The organism is Oxalobacteraceae bacterium OTU3CINTB1, assembly GCA_024123955.1.
Lineage (GTDB): Bacteria > Pseudomonadota > Gammaproteobacteria > Burkholderiales > Burkholderiaceae_D > Rugamonas.
The window spans coordinates 5,358,241-5,381,256 of sequence record CP099652.1 but is presented as its reverse complement, the minus strand read 5'-3'; the positions used below and the strand labels follow the sequence as shown (position 1 = coordinate 5,381,256).

The window sequence follows — 23,016 nt, the reverse complement described above, 5'->3', positions numbered from 1 at the left end:
AGACATGACCGAGACCACCTTCAAACCAAAAAAATCCGTCGCACTGTCGGGCGTCACCGCCGGTAACACGGGGCTGTGCTCCGTCGGCAAAACCGGCAACGACCTGCATTACCGTGGTTACGACATCCTGGACGTGGCCAACTCCTGCGAGTTCGAGGAAATCGCCTATCTGCTGGTGCACGGCAAACTGCCCAACGAGGCGGAGCTGCGCGGCTACAAGGCCAAGCTGCGCTCCCTGCGCGGCCTGCCGCAGGCGCTCAAGTCGGCGCTTGAGGCGCTGCCGGCGTCGGCGCACCCGATGGACGTGATGCGCACCGGCGTCTCGGTGCTGGGCTGCGTGCTGCCCGAGAAGGACGATCACAACGTGCCGGGCGCGCGCGACATCGCCGACCGCCTGATGGCGTCCTTCGGTTCAATGCTGCTGTACTGGTATCACTTCAGCCACAATGGCAAGCGCATCGACGTCGAAACCGACGACGACTCGATCGGCGGCCATTTCCTGCACCTGCTGCACGGTTTCAAGCCGTCCGAGAGCTGGGTGCAGGCGATGCACACGTCGCTGATCCTGTATGCGGAACACGAATTCAACGCGTCCACCTTCGCAGGCCGCGTGATCGCCGGCACGGGGTCCGACATCCACTCGGCCATCACCGGCGCGATCGGCGCGCTGCGCGGTCCGAAACACGGCGGCGCCAACGAATTCGCGTTCGAGATCCAGAAGCGCTACGAAAATCCGGACGAGGCGGAAGCGGACATCCGCAACCGCGTCGCCAACAAGGAAGTGGTGATCGGTTTCGGCCACCCGGTGTACACGATCTCCGATCCGCGCAACGTCGTCATCAAGGAGGTGGCACGCAAGCTGTCTCGCGAGGGTGGCTCGATGAAGATGTTCGACATCGCCGAACGCCTGGAGACGGTGATGTGGGACGCCAAGAAGATGTTCCCCAACCTGGACTGGTTCTCGGCCGTGTCGTACCACATGATGGGCGTGCCGACGGCGATGTTCACGCCGTTGTTCGTCATTTCGCGCACCTCCGGCTGGGCCGCGCACATCATCGAGCAGCGCATCGACAACAAGATCATTCGTCCGAGCGCGAACTACGTCGGCCCGGAGGACCTGCAATTCGTGCCGATCAAGGACAGGAAATAAATGAATACCTTATTCCGCAAACCCTTGCCGGGCACCCAGCTGGACTACTTCGACGCGCGTGCCGCCGTCGACGCGATCCAGCCCGGCGCCTGGGCCAAACTGCCGTACACCTCGCGCGTACTGGCGGAGAACCTGGTGCGCCGCTGCGACCCGGCGACCTTGAACGCTTCGCTTAGCCAATTCATCGAACGCCGCCGCGACCTGGATTTCCCATGGTTCCCGGCGCGCGTGGTGTGCCACGACATCCTGGGCCAGACGGCGCTGGTTGACCTGGCCGGCCTGCGCGACGCCATTGCCTTGCAGGGCGGCGATCCGGCGCTGGTCAACCCCGTGGTACCGACGCAACTGGTGGTCGACCATTCGCTGGCGGTCGAATGCGGCGGCTTCGATCCCGACGCCTTCGACAAGAACCGCGTAATCGAGGACCGCCGCAATGAGGACCGCTTCGATTTCATCAACTGGACCAAGAAGGCGTTCAAGAATGTCGACGTGATCCCGCCGGGGAACGGCATCCTGCATCAGATTAATCTGGAGCGCATGTCGCCGGTGATCCAGACCGTGGATGGCGTGGCCTTCCCGGATACGCTGGTCGGCACCGACTCGCACACGCCGATGGTCGACGCGCTGGGCGTGATCGCCATCGGCGTCGGCGGACTGGAAGCGGAGAGCGTGATGCTGGGCCGCGCATCATGGATGCGGCTGCCGGATATCATCGGCGTCGAGTTGACCGGCAAACCGCAAGAGGGCATCACCGCCACCGACACGGTGCTGGCGCTGACCGAATTCCTGCGCAAGCAAAAGGTCGTGTCGTCGTATCTGGAGTTCTTCGGCGAGGGCGCGGCCCACCTGACCCTGGGCGACCGCGCGACCATCTCCAACATGGCGCCGGAATACGGCTCCACCGCCGCCATGTTCTACATCGACGAGCAAACCATCAAGTACCTGAAGCTGACCGGCCGCGATGATGAACTGGTCAAGCTGGTGGAGCTTTACGCGAAAGAAACCGGCCTGTGGGCCGACGCGCTCAAAACCGCCGAATACGAGCGCGTATTGACGTTCGACCTGTCGTCGGTGGTGCGCAATATCGCCGGGCCGTCCAATCCGCACAGCCGCGTGCCGACTTCCGAGCTGGCCGCGCGCGGCATCAGCGGCGTGGTGGAAAACGAGCCTGGCCTGATGCCGGATGGCGCCTGCATCATCGCCGCCATCACCAGCTGCACCAATACCAACAACCCGCGCAACATGATCGCCGCCGGTCTGCTGGCGCGCAACGCCAACGCGCGCGGCCTGACCCGCAAGCCGTGGGTGAAAAGCTCGCTCGCCCCCGGCTCCAAGACCGTCACCCTGTATCTGGAGGAGGCGGGGCTGATGCCGGAGCTGGAGAAGCTCGGCTTCGGCGTGGTCGCCTATGCCTGCACGTCGTGCAACGGCATGTCCGGCGCGCTCGATCCGGCGATACAAAAAGAGGTGGTGGAGCGTGACTTGTATGCGACCGCCGTCCTGTCGGGCAACCGTAATTTCGATGGCCGCATCCACCCGTATGCGAAGCAGGCCTTCCTGGCGTCGCCGCCGCTGGTGGTGGCGTACGCGATCGCCGGCACCATCCGCTTCGACATCGAAAAGGATGTGCTGGGCCACGACGCCAATGGCCAGCCGGTCACCCTGAAGGATATCTGGCCGTCCGACGAGGAGATCGACCGCATTGTCGCCGCCAGCGTCAAGCCGGAGCAGTTCCGCAAGGTCTACATCCCGATGTTCGCCAAACAGGCCGACGACGGCCTGAAAGTGAGCCCGTTGTACGACTGGCGTCCGCAGACCACCTATATCCGCCGTCCGCCATACTGGGAAGGCGCGCTGGCAGGCGCCCGGCCGCTGAAGGGCATGCGTCCGCTGGCGCTGCTGGGCGATAACATCACCACCGATCATCTGTCGCCGTCGAACGCCATCATGCTCGACAGCGCGGCCGGCGAGTACCTGGCCAAAATGGGCCTGCCGGAGGAGGACTTCAACTCCTATGCCACGCACCGTGGCGACCACCTGACCGCGCAGCGCGCGACCTTCGCCAATCCGACCCTGAAGAACGAGATGGTGCGCGGGCAGGACGGCAAGGTGATGGCCGGTTCGCTGGCGCGCATCGAGCCGGAAGGGCGCGTCACGCGCATGTGGGAAGCCATCGAGACCTATATGGAGCGCAAGCAGCCGCTGATCGTGATCGCCGGCGCCGACTACGGCCAAGGCTCGTCGCGCGACTGGGCGGCCAAGGGCGTGCGGCTGGCCGGCGTGGAGGCGATCGTGGCCGAGGGCTTCGAGCGCATCCACCGCACCAATCTGGTCGGCATGGGCGTGCTGCCGCTGGAGTTCATGCCCGGCGTGAACCGTTTGACCTTGGCGCTGGACGGCACCGAGACCTATGACGTGATCGGCGCGCGCACCCCGCGTTCGACGCTGACCCTGGTGATCAATCGCCTCAGCGGCGCGCAGGTGGAGGTGCCGGTGATCTGCCGTCTCGATACGGCGGAAGAAGTGTCGATCTACGAGGCGGGCGGCGTGCTGCAGCGCTTCGCCCAGGATTTCCTCGAATCCGTGAAGGCGGCCTGACCATGACGAACTACACCATCCACCCGCCGCAAATCAAGATCCCCGCCGTGTATATGCGCGGCGGCACCAGCAAGGGCGTTTTCTTCCGGCTGGGCGATTTGCCGGAGGCCGCGCAGACGCCGGGCGCCGCGCGCGACGCGCTGCTGCTGCGCGTGATCGGTAGCCCCGACCCCTACGGCAAGCAAATCGACGGCATGGGCGGCGGCTCGTCCAGCACCAGCAAGACGGTGATCGTCTCCAAAAGCGACAAACCCGATCACGATATTGATTATTTGTTCGGTCAGGTCTCCATCGACAAGGCGTTTGTCGATTGGAGCGGCAATTGCGGCAACCTGTCGGCCGCCGTCGGCGCGTTCGCCATCAGCGCCGGCCTGCTGGACCCGGCGCGCGTTCCACAAAACGGCATGGCCGTGGTGCGCGTGTGGCAGGCCAATATCGGCAAAACCATCATCGCCCACGTGCCGATGACGAATGGCGAAGTGCAGGAGACCGGCGACTTCGAACTTGACGGCGTCACTTTCCCGGCGGCCGAAGTGCAGCTTGAATTCATGGACCCGGCGGCGGACGAGGAGGGCGGCGGCGGCTCGATGTTCCCGACCGGCCAACTGATCGACGACCTTGAGGTGCCGGGCATCGGCACGCTCAAGGCGACCATGATCAACGCCGGCATCCCGACCATTTTCGTCGACGCCGATGCCATCGGCTACACCGGCATTGAACTGCAGGACGCGGTGAATGGCGACGTGGCCGCGCTGGCGATGTTCGAGTCGATCCGCGCGCATGGCGCGCTACGCATGGGTCTCATCAAGCACCTGGACGAGGCGGCGCAGCGCCAGCACACGCCGAAGGTGGCGTTTGTGGCGAAGCCTTCGAGCTACATCGCCTCCAGCGGCAAGCGCATTCACGCCGGCGATATCGACCTGCTGGTGCGCGCGCTCTCGATGGGCAAGCTGCATCACGCGATGATGGGCACGGCCGCCGTGGCGATCGGCACCGCCGCCGCCATTCCCGGCACGCTGGTCAACCTGGCCGCGGGCGGCGGTGCGCTGGACGCGGTGCGCTTCGGCCACCCATCCGGCACCTTGCGCGTCGGCGCGCAGGCGACACAACAAAACGGCGAGTGGCGGGTGACCAAGGCTGTCATGAGCCGCAGCGCGCGCGTGCTGATGGAAGGCTGGGTGAGGACCCCCGCCGCGTGACGCTGGCATGATGCGAGTCAGTGCGCGGCCCGGCTGCGCGGCGTCTTGGGACACCGCGCAGTGTCGTTTTTAAGAACGCGAAATCGGCAGGCGGATGGCTAATGATACCAATGTGGTTTATCATCTGCCAACAATGCTGCCAATATGTAACGATCAAGGCGGCATTTTTTTCGGGTGCTCCTGGTGTTCATGAATCGCGTTTCATCCCATACTGATTTCGTCGCGGACGCCCTGGCGCTGATCGGCGTACCCGCGTGCGCGTACAGCGCCGAGGGCCTGGTGCTGGCCGCAAACGCGGAGTTGATCTCCCTGCTCGAATCCGATCCCTGCGGCCAAACCGTGGCGAGTCTGTTCGCGCGCCATCTGCGCGCCGCCAGCGTCGCGCGCCTGAACGACGCGCAGACGGTGCAGTCCTGGGACAGCTGCCTCGCTTCGGCCAGCGGCAAGTACATCGCCGTGCAGGCCTGGACCAAACCGCTGCCGGCCGGCGCCGAAACAGATGGCGGCACCATCGTCTTCCACGATATCAGCGATGTACAGCGCTCGCAGCGCGCGTTGCGTAAAACGCTGCTCGAACAGCAGGCCATCCTGGAGAACGCCGCCGTCGGCATCCTGTTCGGCAAGGATGGCCGCATCGCCGAATGTAATATCCGCTGCGCCGAGATGCTGGGCTACAGCCGCGAGGAGCTCGAGGGCGCGCCCAGCGTGATCGTCTATCCCAGCGAGCAGGATTTCCTCGAGCTGGGACGCGAGGCCGGGCCGCCGCTGGCGCAAGGCTTGCCGTTCAAGACGGAACTGGTCTTGCGGCGCAAGGATGGCAGCACATTCTGGGCGCGGCTGTTCGGCCGCGCCATCGATACCATCCACACCAGCGAAGGCACGGTGTGGATCGTCGAAGACATCAACGAGCACCGCATCGACGAGGAAAAGCTGCGCCGCGCGCTGATCGAGCAGAAGGCGATCCTGGACAACGCGTCGATCGGCATCCTGTTTAGTAAAGGCCAGGTCGTCCGCAACTGCAACCGGCGCATGGCGGAGATGTTCGGCTACGCCGTCGAGGACATGGTCGGCATGCCGGCGTCCGACATGTTCCCGTCGCAGGAAAAGTATCAGGTCTTCGCGCTGGAGGCGCGGGCACGGCTCGACAACGGCAAGCCTTACGAAAGCTCCGCGTTCGAATTCAAACGCAAGGACGGCACCGTGATCTGGTGCCGCGTGCGCGCCAACGCGATGAATGAGGTGAACACCGAGGGCGGCGCCATCTGGATCATCGAGGACGTGACCACCACGCGCCAGACGCAGATGGAAGTGGAGGCGATCATGACCAACGCCTCGATGAGCATCCTGTTCACCAAAAACCGCATCATCACGCGCTACAACCGGGGCTTCGGCGACATGTTCGGCTATCCCGGCGACACCGGCCTGGGTGTCCCGGGCCGCGCGCTGTATCCGTCGCAGGAAGCCTACGAGCGGCTGGGCGCAGAGGCCGCGCCCTATCTGTCGGTGGCAAAGCCTTTCCAGACCGAGATAGAAATGCGCCGCGCCGACGATACGCGCCTGTGGGCGCAACTGATCGGCTACGTGGTCAATCCGGCCGATCCGGGCCAGGGCACGATTTGGGTGATCGAGGACCGCACCGAGCAAAAACGCGCCGAGGAGGCGCTGCGCAACGCGCTGCTGGAAAACCAGGCCATCCTCGACAGCGCGGTATTGGGCATCTCGGTTGTGGAGCAGGGGCTCAACCTGCGCTGCAATACCAAGATGGAGGAATTGTTCGGCTACGCGCCCGGCGAGATGAACCACCTCAGCGTGCAGGCTTTTTATGCCGACAAGGCCGCGTGGCGGGAGGCGCGCGCGGCGACGGCGCAGGATTTCCGCACCGGCCGCGTCAACGTCGCCGAGTATCAACTGGTGCGCAAGGACGGCAGCCGGTTCTGGGCGCGCCTATCGGGCCGGCCGTTCGACCTGGCGCAGCCCTACGGGCGCTCGGTGTGGCTGGTGGACGACATCACCGCGCGGCGCGAGGCGGCCGAAGCGGTCAGCCGCGCGCGCGACGAGCTGGAAGTGCGCGTGCTCGAACGCACGGCCGAACTGGCGGGCGCCAACGCGCTGCTGCAAGGCGAGATCGTCGAGCGCCGCCAGGCCGAGGCGCGCGTGCATCACATGGCCTACCACGACAGCCTGACCGGCTTGCCGAACCGCGCCTTGCTGTCGGACCGGCTGGACCGCGCCATGCTGGCGGCGCGGCGTTCGCAGCGCCAGCTGGCGGTGATGTTCATCGACCTTGACCGCTTCAAGACCATCAACGATTCGCTGGGCCACATGACCGGCGACCAGCTGCTGAAGGAAGTGGCGAGCCGCTTGTGCCGCGCGGTGCGCGCCAGCGATACCGTGGCCCGTTTGGGCGGCGACGAGTTCGTGGTGCTGGTGCCGGGCATCTCCAGCGCCGACGAGGCCAGCCAGGTGGCCGAGAAGATCATCCTGGCGCTGTCCGAAGGCTTTCCGCTGGAAGGGCGCAACCTGCACATCACGCCGTCCATCGGCATCTGTGTGTACCCGGACGACGGCGCCGACGTGGCGACCCTGATGCGCCACGCCGACGCGGCCATGTATCACGCCAAGGCGAGCGGCAGGAATAATTACCAGTATTTCAAGGAGGCGATGAACCAGTCGGCGGCGCGCCACTTCGAGCTGGAGTCGAGCCTGCGCAGCGCGCTGGCGCTGGACGAATTCACCCTGCACTTCCAGCCGATCATGGATATCGGCACGCGCCGCCTGCATGCGATGGAGGTGCTGCTGCGCTGGCGCCGCGACAACGAGGAACTGGTGATGCCGGACAGTTTCATTCCGCTGATCGAGGAAAACGGCTTGATCGTGCCGGTCGGCGAATGGGTGATCCGCCAGGCGTGCGTGCAGAGCATGACATGGCAGCGTGAAGGCCTGGTCCCGGTGCCGCTGGCGGTGAACCTGTCGCCGCGCCAGTTCATGCACCGGGGGCTGGTCGAATCGATACGGCGCATCCTCGACGAAACCGGCATCGATCCGGCGCTGCTGGAATTCGAGATCACCGAGACGGCGCTGATGCAGCACGGCGAGCATACGCTGGACGTCCTGGGGCAGATCAACGCGATGGGCATTCGCCTGTCGATCGACGATTTCGGCACCGGTTATTCCAGCCTGGCCTACCTGAAGCGCTTCCCGGTCAAGAAGATCAAGATCGACCGCGCCTTCATCAAGGATCTGGAGGATAGCGCCGAGGACCGCGCCATCGTGGCGGCGATCATCGCGCTGTCGGACAGCCTGCAGCTGTCGGTGGTGGCGGAGGGGGTGGAGACGGAGGGCCAGTACGCGCTCCTGCAGCGCAACGGGTGCCAGTTCGCGCAGGGCTATCTGTTTTCGCCGCCGGTGCCGCATGCGACCGCGCAGCTGCTGCTGCCGCGGCCTCCGATCGTGGCCGTTTAGACGGAGCAGAGAGCCGGGGTGGCGGATCAGTCGAGTGTGGCGATCACCGGCGCGTGGTCGGACGGCTGCTCCAGCTTGCGCGGCGCGCGGTCGATGACGCAGGCGCTGCAGCGTGCCACCAATGCCGGCGACAGCAGGATGTGGTCGATGCGCAGGCCTTTGTTCAGGCGGAAGCCGAGGCCACGGTAGTCCCACCAGCTGAACGATTTTTCCGGTTGCTCAAACAGGCGGTAGGCATCGGTGAGGCCGATGTCGAGCAGGCGGGTGAGCGCGGCGCGTTCCTTTTCGGAAACATGCACCATGCCTTCCCAGGCGGCCGGGTCGTGGACGTCGCGGTCCTCGGGGGCGATGTTGTAATCGCCGACCACGGCCAGTTGGGGATGGAGGGCGGCTTCCTGCTTGATCCAGTCGTGAAAGGCCGACAGCCAGCCCATTTTGTATTCGTATTTCTCAGAGCCAACGCTCTGGCCGTTGGGCACGTAGGCGCAGACGACCCGTACGCCGTCGATGGTTGCAGCGAGGATACGTTGCTGTGGGTCATCCAAAAGCGGGTTGTTTTTGACCACGTCGCTGATCGGCAACTTGGAAATAATCGCGACGCCGTTGTAAGTTTTTTGCCCGCTGTACACGACATGATAGCCAGCGGCTTCAATAATACTAGCCGGAAACTTGTCATCGGTTAATTTTGTTTCTTGCAGACAGAGCACGTCTGTTGGATTTTCCACCAGCCAATTCATAACGTGCGGCAGTCTTACGTTCAGTGAGTTAACATTCCATGTGGCTAGTTTCATCGGGGGATCAGTGTCCTTGCGGGTTTGGTGGAGGCGATACGCCTATGAAACGCATCTTACCGTAACTTCATTTAACAGATGAGCTTGTCGATTTGTCGTGTTTTATAAAAAAACACGAAATAGAACTTCGCAAGTGTGGTGGTAAGGCATAAAATGTTGCAAAAAGTGTGAAATAAAAATTTAATTGCTACTTTTGTCTCATAGTTGTCAGAATTGTACTTCACTAGGAGACAGAATGGCAAAAGAGAAATATACTGATGCAAATTAGTGGGAAAACTAGTGTTTCCTATCAGCAACCACAAAATAGCAAGAGCCGTGTATATTAATCATTGTGATGCCGCAATAAGTGATACTATACGGAAATAACTTGTAGTTTTAACAGTGAATTGCGCGTAGCGCATTTACAAAGGAATTGAAATGCGAACTGCATTTGAGGCATGGGCACAGCGCGACGGACATATCGTTCGCCGCCGTGAAGATAAGCCAGAAGAGTATCTGGTCTTTGAAACGCAGCGCCGCTGGGTAATCTGGCAAGCGGCACTGGAACATGGCAAAACGCCGGGCGGTCGCAAGACCGCCGCGCAAAAGGAGGCAGCCGCCGCCGAAAAGCGCGCAGCCGAAGCGCTGCAACGTCCCCCGGTTATTAATTCCGACGAAGCCGCGGTGCGCAATCAGGTGTTGAACGAAGTCCTCGACGCTTTCTCCACCCTTGGTGGCGAGCGCGGCATGGATGACATCCTGAAAGTGGTGCAGGGCTTGAAGAAGAAGCAGCTGGAGCAGGAACAGGGCAAGGACAAAGTCGAGGAACGTGTGGCCCAGTCGGCGCAAGTTCGTCAGAACGCCTGACGCCAAGGCTGCGATGACCCGCTTCCGGCACTACAAGGGCGGCCTCTACGAGTTGGTGTGCGAGGCCACCCTGGAGTCCGACCTGAGCACCATGATCGTTTACCGCGCGCCCGACGGGTCCATCTGGGCGCGGCCGAAAGACGTGTTTTTTCAACTCATCGAGCTCGATGGCGTAAAAGTGCAACGCTTTACGCCTCTTGATTGAGCGAATCAATCCGCGCCCGGCTTGCTACACTGCGTCTGTATCTACTTTAGAGGCAGACCATGTTTCTCCGTCCCGTCGCCGCGTGCCGCGCACTGCCGGTCTTGCTGGCCATGCTGGCAAGCGCCGGCTGCGCGTCCCTGACTGAATCGACCCAACAGAATGTGCTGGTGCAGACCGTGCTCGATCACCGCGAGATCGGCGGCGTTGGCTGCGTGTTGTATAACGATGTCGGCAAGTGGTTCGTCACCACGCCGGCCCGCGTGACCCTGCGCAAGAGCGCGGCCCCGCTGCGCATCGATTGCCAGAAGGAGGGCGCGGCCTGGGCGTACGAGAAGGTCGATCCGAAGGCCAACGGCAATTTGTGGGGCAATGTGATGTTGACGGCGGGTGTCGGCTATGTCATCGACCGCAACACCGGCGCCGGCTATGATTATCCGTCGACGTTGACGGTGGTGATGCGTCCGGCCGAGGGCAGGGACGAGGGGCCGCCGCCAGCGGCCGGCGTGACCTTGTATTGAGGCGGCGGGCGCCGCTGAATGCATGTTGAACGACAAAGGGCGGATAGCCGGGCGGGACCCGACTATCCGCCCTTTGCGTTGTGCGCTTACGAACCGGCGCGGTTGATCAGGAAGTTAGACAGCAGCGGCACCGGACGGCCGGTCGCGCCCTTCGCGCCGCCCGATTTCCATGCGGTGCCGGCGATGTCCAGATGCGCCCAGGTGTACTTGCGCGTGAAGTTCTCCAGGAACGCCGCCGCCGTGCACGAGGCGCCGCCCGGCGTGCCGATGTTGGCCAGGTCGGCGAAGTTGGACTTCAGCTGCTCGTTGTACTCCTCGCCGATCGGCAGGCGCCACGCGGTGTCGCTCGAGGCTTTGCCGGCGGCCATGATCTCGTCGGCCAGCTGGTTGTGGACGTCGTCGTCGCGCGTGAACAAACCGCTCTTGTGGTGGCCCAGCGCGACGATGCAGGCGCCCGTCAGGGTGGCAATGTCGATCACGGCGGCCGGGTTGAAGCGTTCTGCGTAGGTCAGCGCGTCGCACAGCACCAGGCGGCCTTCGGCGTCGGTGTTGAGGATCTCGATGGTCAAGCCGTTCATCGACGTGACGATGTCGCCCGGCTTGGTGGCGCGGCCCGACGGCATGTTCTCGCAGCTGGCGATCACGCCGATCACGTTCAATTTCAAATCCATCTCGCCGATGGCGCGGAAGGTGCCCAGCACCGAGGCGGCGCCGCCCATGTCGTACTTCATTTCGTCCATGCCCGGACCCGCCTTGAGCGAGATGCCGCCGGTGTCGAAGGTGATGCCCTTACCGACCAACACCACCGGCGCATCCTTGGACTTGCCGCCCATGTGCTTGAGGATGATGAACTTCGGCGGCTGCTCGCTGCCGTTGGTGACCGACAGGAAGCTGTTCATCTTCAGCGCTTCGAGCTGTTTGCGGTCCAGGATCTCGACGTCGAACTTGTAGTCCTTGGCCAGCTTCTTGGCGGTGTTGGCCAGGTAGGTCGGGGTGCAGACGTTGGCCGACAGGTTGCCCAGTTCCTTGGTCAGGTCCATGCCGTTGGCGATGGACACGGCTTGCGCCAGCGCCAGCTTGGTGGCGGGCGTGTTCGGCACCGCCAGGGCGATCTTCTTGACGCCGGCCGGTGCCGGATCCTTCTTGCTTTTCTGGCCGTCGGTGCGGAACGCGGCTTCGTGGGCGCTTTGCACCACGCAGCGGATCGCCCAATTGACGTCGCGCTCTTTCACTTCGGTCATCGGCAGTGCGATAATAGCGTCGCTCGTGCCCAGGGCCGAGAAAGCCTTCAATGCCGCGGAAACGCCGCTGGCGAAGCTTTTCTCGCTGACGGCGTCGTCGCTGCCCAGGCCGACCAGCAGCACCCGCTCGGCGCTGGCGCCCTTGACGCCGCGCAGCAGCAAGGTGCTGCCGGCTTTGCCGCTGATGTCGCCGGACTTGAGCGCGGCCGTGATGTCACCGGAACCGTCCAGTGCTTTGGCAGCTTGCGACAGCTTTTTATTCTCGAACACCGCCACGGCGACGACGCCCGTTTTGGCCGAGTTGATGGTGTTTTTTGTGTCGAATGCTTTTATGCTAAAGTCCATTTGATTCTCCGTGTCGTGTACGAATTGCCAGCCCCGTGGCCTGATTGGCCGGGCTGTTATTAACTTGTGGCCCTGTGACGAGCCCTTAACTACCGAATTATAACTTTCGAATGATCTTTCAACGCACCCTACGACGTGAAATGGCCAGCACCGCCTTCGCCAGCTTCACGATTCTGTTCAGCGTTTGCGTTACCTGGACCTTGATCGGCATCCTCGGCAAGGCCGCCGGCGGCAAGGTCGCCTCCAGCGACGTGGTCGCGCTGATCCTTTTCGCAACGGTGAATTATCTGCCAACTATCCTCATCCTCACCAGCTTTATTTCGGTGCTGATGGTGGTCACGCGCAGCTACCGCGATTCCGAGATGGTGGTGTGGTTCGCTTCCGGCTTGAGCCTGACCCGCTGGATCGCGCCGGTGCTGAGCTTCGGCTTGCCGATGGTGCTGCTGACGGCGGGCCTGAGCTTCGTCGCCGCGCCGTGGGCCAAGGAAAAGAGCGCGGAATACGTCGAGCGCTTCGCCAAACGCGAAGACCTGCAGAAGGTATCGCCCGGCCAGTTCCGCGAATCGTCGTCGGCCAACCGCATCTTCTTCGTCGAAGGCGTCGCCGGCGACACCTCGGTGGTGCAGAACGTGTTCGTCAACACGGTCGATAAAAACGGCACGGCGGTCATCGTCGCGCGCGAGGGTGTGATCAGCAACGGACCCAAAGGCGAGCGCTATCTGGTGCTCAAGAACGGCCGCCGCTACCAGGGCATGCCGGGGCAGTCCGACTTCCAGACCATGGAGTTCGACACCTACAGCATGCGCGTGACCAGCCAGGCCCAGGACCTCGACACGGAGCGTGACACCGATTCCGTGCCGACCATGACGCTGCTGACCGACACCACCAATTCCGGCCGCGCCGAGCTGCTGTGGCGGATCGCGTCGCCGCTGACCTGCCTGGTGCTGGTGCTGCTGGCGATCCCGCTGGGCTTCGTCAATCCGCGCGCCGGCAGTTCGGCCAACCTGATTATCGCGCTGCTGATCTTTTTCTCGTACACCAACGCGGTCAAGCTGGTCGAGGGCAGCGTCAGGCTGGGCAAGTTCTCGTTCGCGCTGTCGTGGTGGCCGCTGCACCTGATGGCGGCGCTGACGGTGCTCGGCCTGTTCGCATGGAGGCTCAATCTGAATCACCGTTACCACCCGCTGGCAGTGCTGGCGGCGATGAAGCGTTCGCGTAGCGCAAATGCGGCAAACAAGAAGGCGGTGGCGCCATGAAGATCCTGCAACGCTACTTCGCCGTCACCATTTTCCAGGCGGTGGCCTTCGTGCTGGTCGCCTTCCTGGCGCTGCAAGCCTTCATGGACCTCACCGGCGAACTGCCGCGCGTCGGCAAGAACGGCTACGCGATCCAGTATGTGCTGCTGTTTGTGGCGGTCAAGCTGCCGGGGCACGTGTACGAGGTGATGCCGCTCGCTGCGCTGATCGGCACCATTTATACGATGGCGCAGTTTGCGTCGACGTCCGAGTTCACTATCATGCGTGCTTCCAGCATGACCACCGGCATGGTGGCGTGGATGTTGGCCAAGATCGGCGTCGTGCTGGTGATTATCACCTTCATCTTCGGTGAGCTGATCACGCCGCGCACCGCGCCGCTGGCCGAAAAAATCAAACTCAGTGGACGCGGCACGACAATTTCGACCGAGTTCCGCTCCGGCTTGTGGACCAAGGATATCGTCAAGTCCGAAGGCATGAGCGGAGAGGTGATCGGGTCGCGCTTCTTCAACGTGCGCGAGGTGCGCCCGGACGGCAAACTGGTCGACGTCAAGCTGTACGAATTCGATAACAACTTCCGCCTGCGCTCCATCACGGTCGCCAAGACCGGCACGTACCAGGGCACGAACAAATGGATGCTGTCGGATGTGAAGGAGAACATCTTCACCAATCCGGCGCTGGTCAAGCCGGGCAGCGAAGCCAATCTGGCGAATAACTATGCCCAAGGCAGCAGCATGATCGAGACGCGCACCAGCGCCACCCGGGAGCTGATCTCCGAGATCACGCCGCGCATCCTGTCGGTGTCGCGCTCGGACCCGGAGCGCATGTCGGCCAGCGAGCTGGCGCTGTACACCCGCCACCTGCAGGAAAACAAGCAGGAGACGGAGCGCTTCAAGATCGCGTTCTGGAAAAAACTGTTCGATCCGCTGGCGATCTTCGTGCTGATGGCATTGGCGCTGCCGTTCGGCTACCTGCACACCCGCAGCGGCGGCGTCAGTCTGAAGATTTTCGTTGGCATCATGATCGGCGTCAGCTACCTGCTCGTCAATACGCTGTTCTCGCACCTCGGTGTGTTGAGCACCTGGCCGGCGGCCCTGACGGCGATCGCCCCAAGTTTAATTTTCCTGCTGCTGGCGCTGAGTGCCTTGTGGTGGGTGGAGCGACATTAGATGAATAGTATTGTGAATAAACGAGCCCTCGTCCTCTTCGCGCACGGCGCCCGTGCAGCGTCTTGGGCGGCGCCGTTCGAGCGCCTGCGCGACCTGACGCAGGCGCGCATGCCGGATGTACCGGTGTCGTTGGCGTTTCTGGAGTTGATGGAGCCGCGCCTGCCGGAGCAGGTCGCGGCGCTGACGGCAAGCGGCGTTACGCACATCACGGTGGTGCCGGTGTTTTTGGGGCAGGGCGGCCATGTGCTGCGAGACTTGCCGCTGATGGTCGATCAATTGCGCATCGATTATCCGCAAATCACGATCAACGTGGTCGAAGCGGCCGGCGAGAACGCGGCGGTGCTCAACGCGCTGTCCGATTACTGCGTGGCGTCGCTGGCAACGCCACCTTCTACTTCCTCGGCACCAGCTTGATCTCGTAAAGTTTGGGCCACAGTTTGCCGGTGACGAACAGACGTTTCTTGTCGCCGTCCCAGGCGATGCCGTTCAAGACGTTTTCGTTGTTGGGGCCTCTGCCCGCGTCCGGATACAGCTTGCCCAGATCGATCCAGCCGACGATCTTGCCGGTCTGTTGATCGATGCGGGCGATGGTGTTGGTATGCCAGATATTGGCGAAAATCTCGTCGCCCACCACTTCCAGCTCGTTGATCTGGTCGACCGCGATGCCGTCGGCCGTCACCTTCACGCGGCGCACTTCGAGGAAGGTCTTCGGATCGAGGAAGCGTAGCGTCGCGCTGCCGTCGCTGAGCACCAGCTCCTTGCCGTTTTGCGCCAGGCCCCAGCCTTCGCCCGGATAGGCGAACTGGTTGCGCAGGTCGAAGGTGGCGAGGTCGAACACGAAGCCGGTCTGCGATTGCCAGGTGATGCCGACCAGCGTGTCCTTCCAGACGGTCAGGCCTTCGCCGAAGTACTGCGGCGGGATGTCCTTGCTTTGCAGGACCTTGCCGGTCTCCAGATTCACCTTGCGGATCGATGATTTGCCGTTCAGGCCCGTACTCTCATACAGAAAACCGTCGCGGTACAGCAGGCCTTGGGTAAACGCCTGCGGGTCGTGAGGATAGCTGTGCACGACCTTAAAGTCATAGGTCGGTATCGAGGGCGCGGCTAGCGCGCCGGCGGCCGGCACCAGGGAAAGCAGCAGGGAAAGCAGCAGGGAAAGCAGGAGCGGCGTTTTAATACTGTTTATTTGCACAATTGGTTTCACTATCAGGCTACCGTTGAACTCTGTAATTCGACCATCGCGTCGAGGGTGGTGCCGGGCGTTGCGAATTCCGCCTCGACGCAGGCGCGCGCCTCCGGCGAGACGATCATGTCGACCGCGTTGCGGCGCATGGCTTCCGCCGCATCCACTTCGCCGCAACCGGCCAGCAGTTCGAGCAGCAGGCGCACTTCGGCCATGTAGTTGTAGACCGTCGCCAGCAGGTCGGACATGCCTTCGTCGGTGAGCAGCTGGAGCTGGGCGACGTGGGCGTTGACTTCGCCCGCGTAGGCCGCGAGGTGCTTTTCCGGTTCGGGCAGATAGCTGCGCGCCAGCGGATAGTCGCCGCAGGCCATCATCGATGTCAGCGCCGAGTTGGCGCATTCCGCCGCCAATTCGGCCGGCAGCTGCTTGAACAGCAGCCAGGTATTTTGCAAGTCACCCAGCTTGTCGTTGATGGCGCGGATGTCGTTGAAGAGGATGGCGTCGCCGCCGTCGGCCAACAGGCGGTCCGTGAGGCGCTGGCGCAGTTCGACCAGCGCTTGCCGCGCCGGCAGGTGTTCCTCGGCCAGTTTGGCCCAGGCGCTCAGCACATAGGACAGCCGCAGCGGAGCTACTTCCGTATCGCGCACGGACGTGGCGTCGAACAGCCAGATATAGTCCTTCAGGGCCGCATCGAACTCGCCGGCGGAATGGGCACCCCAGGCGCGCTCCAGAACTTCATGAACATTATCCATTACTACCTCTTATGAGATGAATGGACATTCTATTACGGATTTCGGGGAATCAGGCGCCAAGCTGGGGGGCTATTGCGCCGCTGATCTCCGCTTCGAGGCGTTGGTGCGAGCGGCTTTGCATGGCATCGCCCAGCATCACCAGCACCGGACCGTGGGCTTCGCCCAGGCCCAGGGCCAGCGCGGCGATGGTCAGGCGGCGGATGCGCTGGTCCGGACGGCTGCAGTTTTCGATGACGACGACCGGGGTGTCGGGACGGTGTCCGTGCGCCAGCAGGCGTTCGGCGGTGGCGATGGCTTCGCGCCCGCCCATGTACTGCACCAGGGTGTCGGTGTCGGGGATGGCGTCGTGGTGCGCTTCGTCGGGCGCCGTCGACGAGGTGAAAAAGGCCACGCTGCGGGCCACGCCGCGCTTGGTCAGCGGTTGCTTGCTGGCGGCGGCAGCGGCGACGGCGGTGGTGATGCCGGGGACGATTTCGACCTCGATGCCGGCTTCCTCCAGCGCGCGCAATTCCTCGTCGGCGCGGCCGAACAGCATCGGATCGCCGCCTTTGAGGCGTACCACCAGCGCATGGCGTTGCGCGTTGTCGACCAACTGTTGGTTGATGACCTGCTGCGCGGTGGAGCGCTGGCCACTGCGTTTGCCGACCGAGATTTTCTCGGCCTGCGGGCATAGCTCCAGCATCTCAGGGGTCACCAGCGCGTCGTGCAGTACGACGTCGGCTTGCGCCAGCAGACGCGCGCCGCGCATGGTGATCAGGTCCTGGGCGCCTGGGCCGGCGCCGATCAAATAGACTTTTCCGAGAGATGCCATTGCCATACCGTTATTACCGCTTTATTCCGAAAGGCGAATCATACCCGCCGCGACGGTCTGGTGGGTCACTTCGTCGATCAGGATAAAGGCGCCGGTGGCACGGATGTCTGCGTAGGCATCCGCCGCCAGCGGCTGCTGGACGGTCAGGCCGATGCGGGCGATGTCGTTCAGCTTTAGGCCATCGGCGTCATGGCGCTGCTGGGTGTTGATGTCCAACAGCGACTCGATGCCGGTGATCTTGGCTGAGGTCTGCTTGGTGCCGTGTTTGATCCAGTACTTGCGGCGTTGGTCGAGCGGCTCGTCGGACATCCAGCAGACGTCCGCCTTCAAGGTCTTGAGCAGGGTCGCCGGCTGTTCGACATTGGCCAGCAGGTCGCCGCGCGAGATGTCCAGGTACTCGTTCAGCAGCAAGGTGATCGACTGGCCAACCACCGCCGACTGGTGCGAGCCTTCCAGGGTGACGATGTCCTTGACGGTGGCGCTCTGGCCGGATGGCTGCACCACCAGCTTGTCGCCGACGCTGACCTTGCCCGCCTCGATGCGGCCCATGTAGCCGCGGAAGTCGTTGGCTTCGTGGCCGTTGTGGCGCGCCACCAGCTGCACCGGGAAGCGGAACGGCGCGTTGTGCGATTCATCGTAAACCGACAGCGATTCGAGCAGCTGGATCAGGGTAGGGCCTTTGTACCAGCTCAGTTTTTCGCTGGCGTCGACGACGTTGTCGCCGCTCAGGGCCGACAGCGGAATCGGCGTGATGTCCTTCAGGCCCAGGGTGGCGGCGAATTCGCCGTAGGCCTTGACGATGCGGTCGTAGATCGCCTGGTCGTAGTTCACCAGGTCCATCTTGTTGACGGCGACGACCACGTGCTCGATCTGCAGCAGGTGGGCGATGGTCGAGTGGCGCTTGGTCTGGATCAGAAGATCGACGCCGCCGTCCTCGTGCAGCTTCACTTTCGAGACGTCGATCAGGATGATGACGGCATCGGCGGTCGAGGCGCCCGTCACCATGTTGCGGGTGTACTGCTCGTGGCCCGGGGTGTCGGCGATGATGAACTTGCGCTTCGGCGTGGCGAAGTAGCGGTAGGCCACGTCGATGGTGATGCCTTGTTCGCGTTCGGCTTCCAGCCCGTCGGTCAGCAGCGACAGGTCGACGGCGTCGCCGACGGTGCGCTTGTGCTTGGAGCGCGACATCGCGTCCAGCTGGTCGGCGAAGATGCCTTTGCTGTCGAACAGCAGGCGGCCGATCAGCGTGGATTTGCCGTCGTCGACGGAACCGGCGGTGATGAAGCGTAAAAGTCCGCGCTCGGTCTGGGTTTCTACATTGGTGGTGCTAGCGTTCATCAGAAGTATCCTGCTTTTTTACGTTTTTCCATCGAAGCCTCGGAGGTCTGGTCGTCCATCCGGGTGGCGCCGCGCTCGGTGATCTGGGTGATGGCGGTTTCGGCGATGATCGCCTCGACCGTCGCCGCGTCCGACGATACGGGGCAGGTGCAGGAAATGTCGCCCACGGTGCGGAAGCGCACCACCTGGGTCTCGACGGTCTCGCCTTCGCGCGGCGGGGTCAGGTCGGTCAGCGGCACCAGCAGGCCGTTGCGCGGAATGACCTGGCGCTCGTGGGCGAAGTAGATCGGCGGCAGTTCCAGTTTTTCGCGGGCGATGTACTGCCACACATCGAGTTCGGTCCAATTCGAGATCGGGAATACGCGCATGTTTTCGCCCGGGTGCACGCGGGTGTTATACAGGTCCCACAGTTCCGGGCGCTGCGATTTCGGGTCCCACTGGCCGAATTCGTCGCGGAAGGAGAAGATGCGCTCCTTGGCGCGGGCCTTTTCCTCGTCGCGGCGCGCCCCGCCGATGCAGGCGTCGAAGCCATGTTCGGCGATCGTCTCGAGCAGGGTGACCGCTTGCGCGGCGTTGCGCGAATCGGTTTGCGGATTACGCAGGCGCACCGTGCCTTTTTTGATCGAGTCCTCGACCGAGCCGACGATCAGTCGCTCGCCCAGTTCGGCCACGCGCTTGTCGCGGAAGGTGATCACCTCGGCGAAATTGTGGCCGGTATCGACGTGCACCAGCGGGAACGGGAATTTACCGGGGCGGAAGGCCTTCTCCGCCAAACGCAGCAAGACCACCGAGTCTTTACCGCCGGAGAACAGCAGGGCGGGGTTGCTGCATTCGGCCGCCACTTCGCGCAGGATGTGGATCGCTTCCGATTCCAGGGCGTCGAGGTGGCGCGCATTCACGTGTACGTTGTTGTTTTCAACTAAAGCGTTCATTGGACTAGCCTATTATTTTTGTGGCGCGCATGAAGTCATCTTCTGCTGCCACGGATTTAATACGTATGAGCTTACCATCGACCATATGCAGGCCGCATTCCTTGGAGTCCGGGTTTTCCCACCACCAGCGGCCGGCCCGCACGTCCTCGCCCGGTTCCACCGCGCGGGTGCATGGCGCGCAGCCGATCGACGGATAGCCCTGATCGTGCAGCGCATTGTACGGTACGCCGTTGTCGCGGATGTAGTTCCACACGTCTTCCTCCGACCAATCGGCCAGCGGATTGAACTTGGTCATGCCGTGCGCCGGGTCGTCCTCCTGCACGTGCAGCTCGGCGCGGGTGGCCGACTGCGCGCGGCGCTGGCCGGTCACCCAGGCTTTTTTGCCGGCCAGGGCGCGGCCCAGCGGCTCGACCTTGCGGATGCGGCAGCACTCGCGGCGCATTTCGATGCTGTCGTAGAAGGCGTTGAGGCCATTCTGCGCGACGTAGGCATCGACCGCTTCCGGCTGCGGCTTGTACAGGGCGATCTCGTAGCCGTCATAGTGCGACTTCACCTTGTCGAGCATTGCCAGTGTTTCGTCATGCAGGCGGCCGGTTTCGAGCGAGAAGATGCCGATATCCAGTTTGGATTTCAGGATCAAATCGGTCAGCACCATGTCTTCGGCCGCCAGGCTGGAGGCGAAGACCGCAGGGGAAAAATCGCTGGCGATGCGCGATAGCGTGGCGCTGCTGTCGGCAATCAGCTTGCTCAGGTCAGACATTCAAACTCCAATCATGCAATCAGATACCGGCGCCATCGTTGTTGGCGGCCGGCGCGGCGGCGCCCGAGGTACGGGCGTGGCGGCGGTACAGCGGCAGCTTCTGGTCCACCGACGCCTGGTAGGTTTCCGAGAAATCGGACAGGCCCTTGAGCGCATCGTGGATGCTGCGGTCCGGACGCGTGGCGTAGGCGTTGAAGCCAACGCGCTGCATCTGGAACAGCTGGTCGCGCAGCACGTCGCCGATGGCGCGCAGTTCGCCGGTCCAGCCCAGGCGGATGCGCAGGTTGTAGGCGATCGAGTAGCCGCGGCCGTCGGTGAATTTCGGGAAGTCGACTGCGATGACGGCGAACTGCGACAGGTCGTCCTTGATCGCTTCCGGACGTTCATCGCTGGCGATCCAGACGCCGATCTCGCCGGCGGCGGCGCGCGCGGCCAGCAGCTCGCGCTGCACCAGCCACAGGCTTTGCGGCACGATCATTTTGCCTGCCGGGACTTCCACGGTGGCCGGGTCGATCTGCGGCGCGCCTTCGACCGGCTCGGCCAGGCGCAGCACCAGCCAGTCGTCTTCCACGACTTCACGGCCCTTGATGATCAGATTTTTAGAAACAGCGTCAGACATATTCATCCTCTCCAACCAGGCGACCCGACTTTTCGGCGATCGGCGTGGCGTATACAAATTCCTTGAACGGTGCGACGCCCAGTCGCTGCGCGCAGGCGGCGAACGATTCGTCCTCGAAGCGCTCGCGCACATAGACCTGCAGCAGGCGGGCGATCACTTCCGGCATTTGCAGCGCAGAGAACGACGGCCCGATGATCTTGCCGATGGCCGAGTGGTTGCCCTGCGAGCCGCCGATCGACACCTGATACCATTCGCTGCCGTCCTTGTCGACACCGAGCACGCCGATGCTGCCGACGTGGTGGTGGCCGCAGGCGTTGATGCAGCCGGAGATATTCAGCTCGATCTCGCCGATGTCGTGCTGGTAGTCGATGTCGTCGAAGCGTTCGGCGATGGCGGCGGCGATCGGGATCGACTTGGCGTTGGCCAGCGAGCAGAAGTCGCCGCCGGGGCAGCAGATCATGTCGGTCAGCAGGCCGATGTTCGGCGTCGCCAGGCCCTTGGCCTTCACTTGCTGCCACAGTGTGAACAACTGCGACTGCTCGACGTCGGCCAGCACGATGTTCTGCTCGTGCGTGACGCGCAGTTCGCCGAAGCTGTATTTGTCCGACAGGTCGGCCATGAAGTCGATCTGTTCGGCGGTGGCGTCGCCCGGCGGCACGCCGGTCTTTTTCAGCGACAGCACCACGGCCGCGTAGCCGGGCTGCTTGTGCGGCTTGACGTTGCGGTTGACCCAGTTGGCGAAGGCCTTGTTGCCGGCCGCTTCCGGTGCGGCGGTGACGTCGCTGTCGTCCAGCTGCTTGTAGGCCGGCGGCTGGAAGTAGTCGATCACGCGCTGCATCTCGTCGACGGTCAAGGTTTCCGGACCGTCTTTGAGGTCAACCCATTCGGCTTCGACCTGGCGCGTGAATTCCTCGACGCCGATGGCTTTCAGCAGGATCTTGATGCGGGCCTTGTACTTGTTGTCGCGGCGGCCGTACTGGTTATACACGCGCATCACGGCTTCGGTGTAGGTCAGCAGGTGCTGCCACGGCAGGAATTCGCGGATCACGCTGCCCAGAATCGGGGTGCGGCCCATGCCGCCGCCGGCCATGAACTTGAAGCCGATCTCGCCGGCCTCGTTGCGCACCACGGTCAGGCCGATGTCGTGCACGGCGATGGCGGCGCGGTCTTCGACGGCGCCGTTGATGGCGACCTTGAACTTACGGGGCAGGGCGATGAATTCGGGGTGGAAGGTCGACCACTGGCGCAGCACTTCCGCGTAGGGGCGCGGATCGATGATCTCGTCGGCGGCGACGCCGGCGTACGGATCGGACGTGGTGTTGCGGATGCAGTTGCCCGAGGTCTGGATGGCGTGCATCTCCACCGAGGCCAGGTCGCTCAGGATGTCCGGGGTCTGTTCCAGCTCGACCCAGTTAAACTGGATGTTCTGGCGGGTGGTGAAGTGGCCATAGCCGCGGTCGTACTTGCGGGCAATGTGGGCGAACATGCGCATTTGCTTGGACGACAATAAACCGTAGGGCACGGCGATGCGCAGCATGTAGGCGTGACGTTGCATGTACAGGCCGTTCTGCAGGCGCAGCGGCACGAATTCGGCTTCCGTCAGCTCATCGGAGAGGCGGCGCCGTACCTGGTCGCGGTACTGTGCGATGCGTTCACGCACGATAAGATGGTCGTACTGGTCGTATTGATACATATTCTTCCTAGATAGTAGCTTGCTAGAATCCCCACACTAGCGCTAATAGTAATAAACTTCGTCTTTATTCCAAACGACTTAGTCTTTATTTGCTTATATAAGGATTGGGCATAAGCATGGACGCTAATAATTTTAAGATGGGCCAAGACTA

At 63.0% G+C, this 23,016-nt stretch carries 20 protein-coding genes; 10 read left to right on the top strand and 10 right to left on the bottom strand.

Annotated features, from left to right (window positions below; all coding sequences use genetic code 11):
* Positions 1 to 4 precede the first annotated feature (4 nt).
* From prpC to NHH73_23230, 4 genes are all read left to right on the top strand, one after another.
* Entirely contained in the window at positions 5 to 1,150 is a 1,146-nt protein-coding gene (gene prpC / locus NHH73_23245) for a 2-methylcitrate synthase (protein USX25469.1), read from the top strand.
* Positions 1,151 to 3,748 (top strand): Fe/S-dependent 2-methylisocitrate dehydratase AcnD, encoded by a 2,598-nt coding sequence (acnD, locus tag NHH73_23240; GenBank protein USX25468.1) that lies wholly within the window; start codon positions 1,151 to 1,153, stop codon positions 3,746 to 3,748.
* Positions 3,749 to 3,750: 2 nt separating this feature from the next.
* On the top strand, positions 3,751 to 4,947 hold the full coding sequence (gene prpF, locus NHH73_23235; GenBank protein ID USX25467.1) for a 2-methylaconitate cis-trans isomerase PrpF: 1,197 nt from the start codon (positions 3,751 to 3,753) through the stop codon (positions 4,945 to 4,947).
* 189 nt (positions 4,948 to 5,136) lie between these two features.
* Positions 5,137 to 8,409, top strand: coding sequence for an EAL domain-containing protein (locus NHH73_23230; GenBank protein USX25466.1), 3,273 nt, complete (start codon positions 5,137 to 5,139; stop codon positions 8,407 to 8,409).
* A gap of 26 nt (positions 8,410 to 8,435) precedes the next feature.
* Here NHH73_23230 and xth read toward each other — a convergent pair whose 3' ends face one another.
* Positions 8,436 to 9,200 carry an exodeoxyribonuclease III gene (xth, locus tag NHH73_23225; GenBank protein USX25465.1) on the bottom strand — a complete coding sequence of 255 codons (765 nt, stop codon included), beginning with the start codon at positions 9,198 to 9,200 and terminating at the stop codon, positions 8,436 to 8,438.
* A 417-nt stretch (positions 9,201 to 9,617) separates the two neighbouring features.
* On the opposite strand from xth, the gene NHH73_23220 reads away from it, so the two are divergent.
* From NHH73_23220 to NHH73_23210, 3 genes are read left to right on the top strand one after another with little or no spacing between them, the layout of a single operon-like run.
* A complete protein-coding gene (locus tag NHH73_23220) occupies positions 9,618 to 10,046 on the top strand; it encodes a hypothetical protein (GenBank protein USX25464.1) in 429 nt (142 codons plus the stop codon).
* Positions 10,047 to 10,059: 13 nt separating this feature from the next.
* Positions 10,060 to 10,251 carry a DUF1653 domain-containing protein gene (locus NHH73_23215; GenBank protein ID USX25463.1) on the top strand — a complete coding sequence of 64 codons (192 nt, stop codon included), beginning with the start codon at positions 10,060 to 10,062 and terminating at the stop codon, positions 10,249 to 10,251.
* Between the two features lie 59 nt (positions 10,252 to 10,310).
* On the top strand, positions 10,311 to 10,769 hold the full coding sequence (locus NHH73_23210; GenBank protein USX25462.1) for a hypothetical protein: 459 nt from the start codon (positions 10,311 to 10,313) through the stop codon (positions 10,767 to 10,769).
* A gap of 86 nt (positions 10,770 to 10,855) precedes the next feature.
* On the opposite strand, the gene NHH73_23205 is transcribed toward NHH73_23210, so the two are convergent.
* Positions 10,856 to 12,355, bottom strand: a complete 1,500-nt coding sequence (locus tag NHH73_23205) for a leucyl aminopeptidase (protein USX25461.1) — start codon at positions 12,353 to 12,355, stop codon at positions 10,856 to 10,858.
* A 140-nt stretch (positions 12,356 to 12,495) separates the two neighbouring features.
* On the opposite strand from NHH73_23205, the gene lptF reads away from it, so the two are divergent.
* The 3 genes from lptF to NHH73_23190 are packed head-to-tail and all read left to right on the top strand — an operon-like array spanning position 12,496 to position 15,191.
* The gene (gene lptF / locus NHH73_23200; protein USX25460.1) at positions 12,496 to 13,611 is read left to right on the top strand and encodes an LPS export ABC transporter permease LptF; all 1,116 of its coding nucleotides are present in this window, start codon (positions 12,496 to 12,498) and stop codon (positions 13,609 to 13,611) included.
* A complete protein-coding gene (gene lptG, locus NHH73_23195; protein ID USX25459.1) occupies positions 13,608 to 14,777 on the top strand; it encodes an LPS export ABC transporter permease LptG in 1,170 nt (389 codons plus the stop codon). The genes lptF and lptG overlap by 4 nt, the downstream gene beginning before the upstream one ends.
* A gap of 12 nt (positions 14,778 to 14,789) precedes the next feature.
* Complete coding sequence (locus NHH73_23190) at positions 14,790 to 15,191, top strand: CbiX/SirB N-terminal domain-containing protein (protein ID USX25458.1); 402 nt, start codon at positions 14,790 to 14,792, stop codon at positions 15,189 to 15,191.
* Here NHH73_23190 and NHH73_23185 read toward each other — a convergent pair.
* Genes NHH73_23185 through NHH73_23150 form a run of 8 tightly spaced genes read right to left on the bottom strand, consistent with a single transcriptional unit; the run spans position 15,169 to position 22,865 of the window.
* A complete protein-coding gene (locus NHH73_23185) occupies positions 15,169 to 15,969 on the bottom strand; it encodes a glutaminyl-peptide cyclotransferase (protein ID USX25457.1) in 801 nt (266 codons plus the stop codon). The two genes, NHH73_23190 and NHH73_23185, sit on opposite strands and share 23 nt — an antisense overlap.
* 14 nt (positions 15,970 to 15,983) lie before the next feature.
* Positions 15,984 to 16,712, bottom strand: a complete 729-nt coding sequence (locus tag NHH73_23180; protein ID USX25456.1) for a hypothetical protein — start codon at positions 16,710 to 16,712, stop codon at positions 15,984 to 15,986.
* A gap of 49 nt (positions 16,713 to 16,761) precedes the next feature.
* Complete coding sequence (gene cobA / locus NHH73_23175; GenBank protein ID USX25455.1) at positions 16,762 to 17,523, bottom strand: uroporphyrinogen-III C-methyltransferase; 762 nt, start codon at positions 17,521 to 17,523, stop codon at positions 16,762 to 16,764.
* 21 nt (positions 17,524 to 17,544) lie between these two features.
* The gene (locus NHH73_23170) at positions 17,545 to 18,861 is read right to left on the bottom strand and encodes a GTP-binding protein (protein ID USX25454.1); all 1,317 of its coding nucleotides are present in this window, start codon (positions 18,859 to 18,861) and stop codon (positions 17,545 to 17,547) included.
* Positions 18,861 to 19,793 carry a sulfate adenylyltransferase subunit CysD gene (gene cysD, locus NHH73_23165; GenBank protein ID USX25453.1) on the bottom strand — a complete coding sequence of 311 codons (933 nt, stop codon included), beginning with the start codon at positions 19,791 to 19,793 and terminating at the stop codon, positions 18,861 to 18,863. The genes NHH73_23170 and cysD overlap by 1 nt, the downstream gene beginning before the upstream one ends.
* A gap of 4 nt (positions 19,794 to 19,797) precedes the next feature.
* On the bottom strand, positions 19,798 to 20,553 hold the full coding sequence (locus NHH73_23160) for a phosphoadenylyl-sulfate reductase (protein ID USX25452.1): 756 nt from the start codon (positions 20,551 to 20,553) through the stop codon (positions 19,798 to 19,800).
* Between the two features lie 19 nt (positions 20,554 to 20,572).
* Entirely contained in the window at positions 20,573 to 21,172 is a 600-nt protein-coding gene (locus tag NHH73_23155; protein USX25451.1) for a DUF934 domain-containing protein, read from the bottom strand.
* Positions 21,165 to 22,865 (bottom strand): nitrite/sulfite reductase, encoded by a 1,701-nt coding sequence (locus tag NHH73_23150; GenBank protein USX25450.1) that lies wholly within the window; start codon positions 22,863 to 22,865, stop codon positions 21,165 to 21,167. The genes NHH73_23155 and NHH73_23150 overlap by 8 nt, the downstream gene beginning before the upstream one ends.
* Positions 22,866 to 23,016 lie beyond the last annotated feature (151 nt).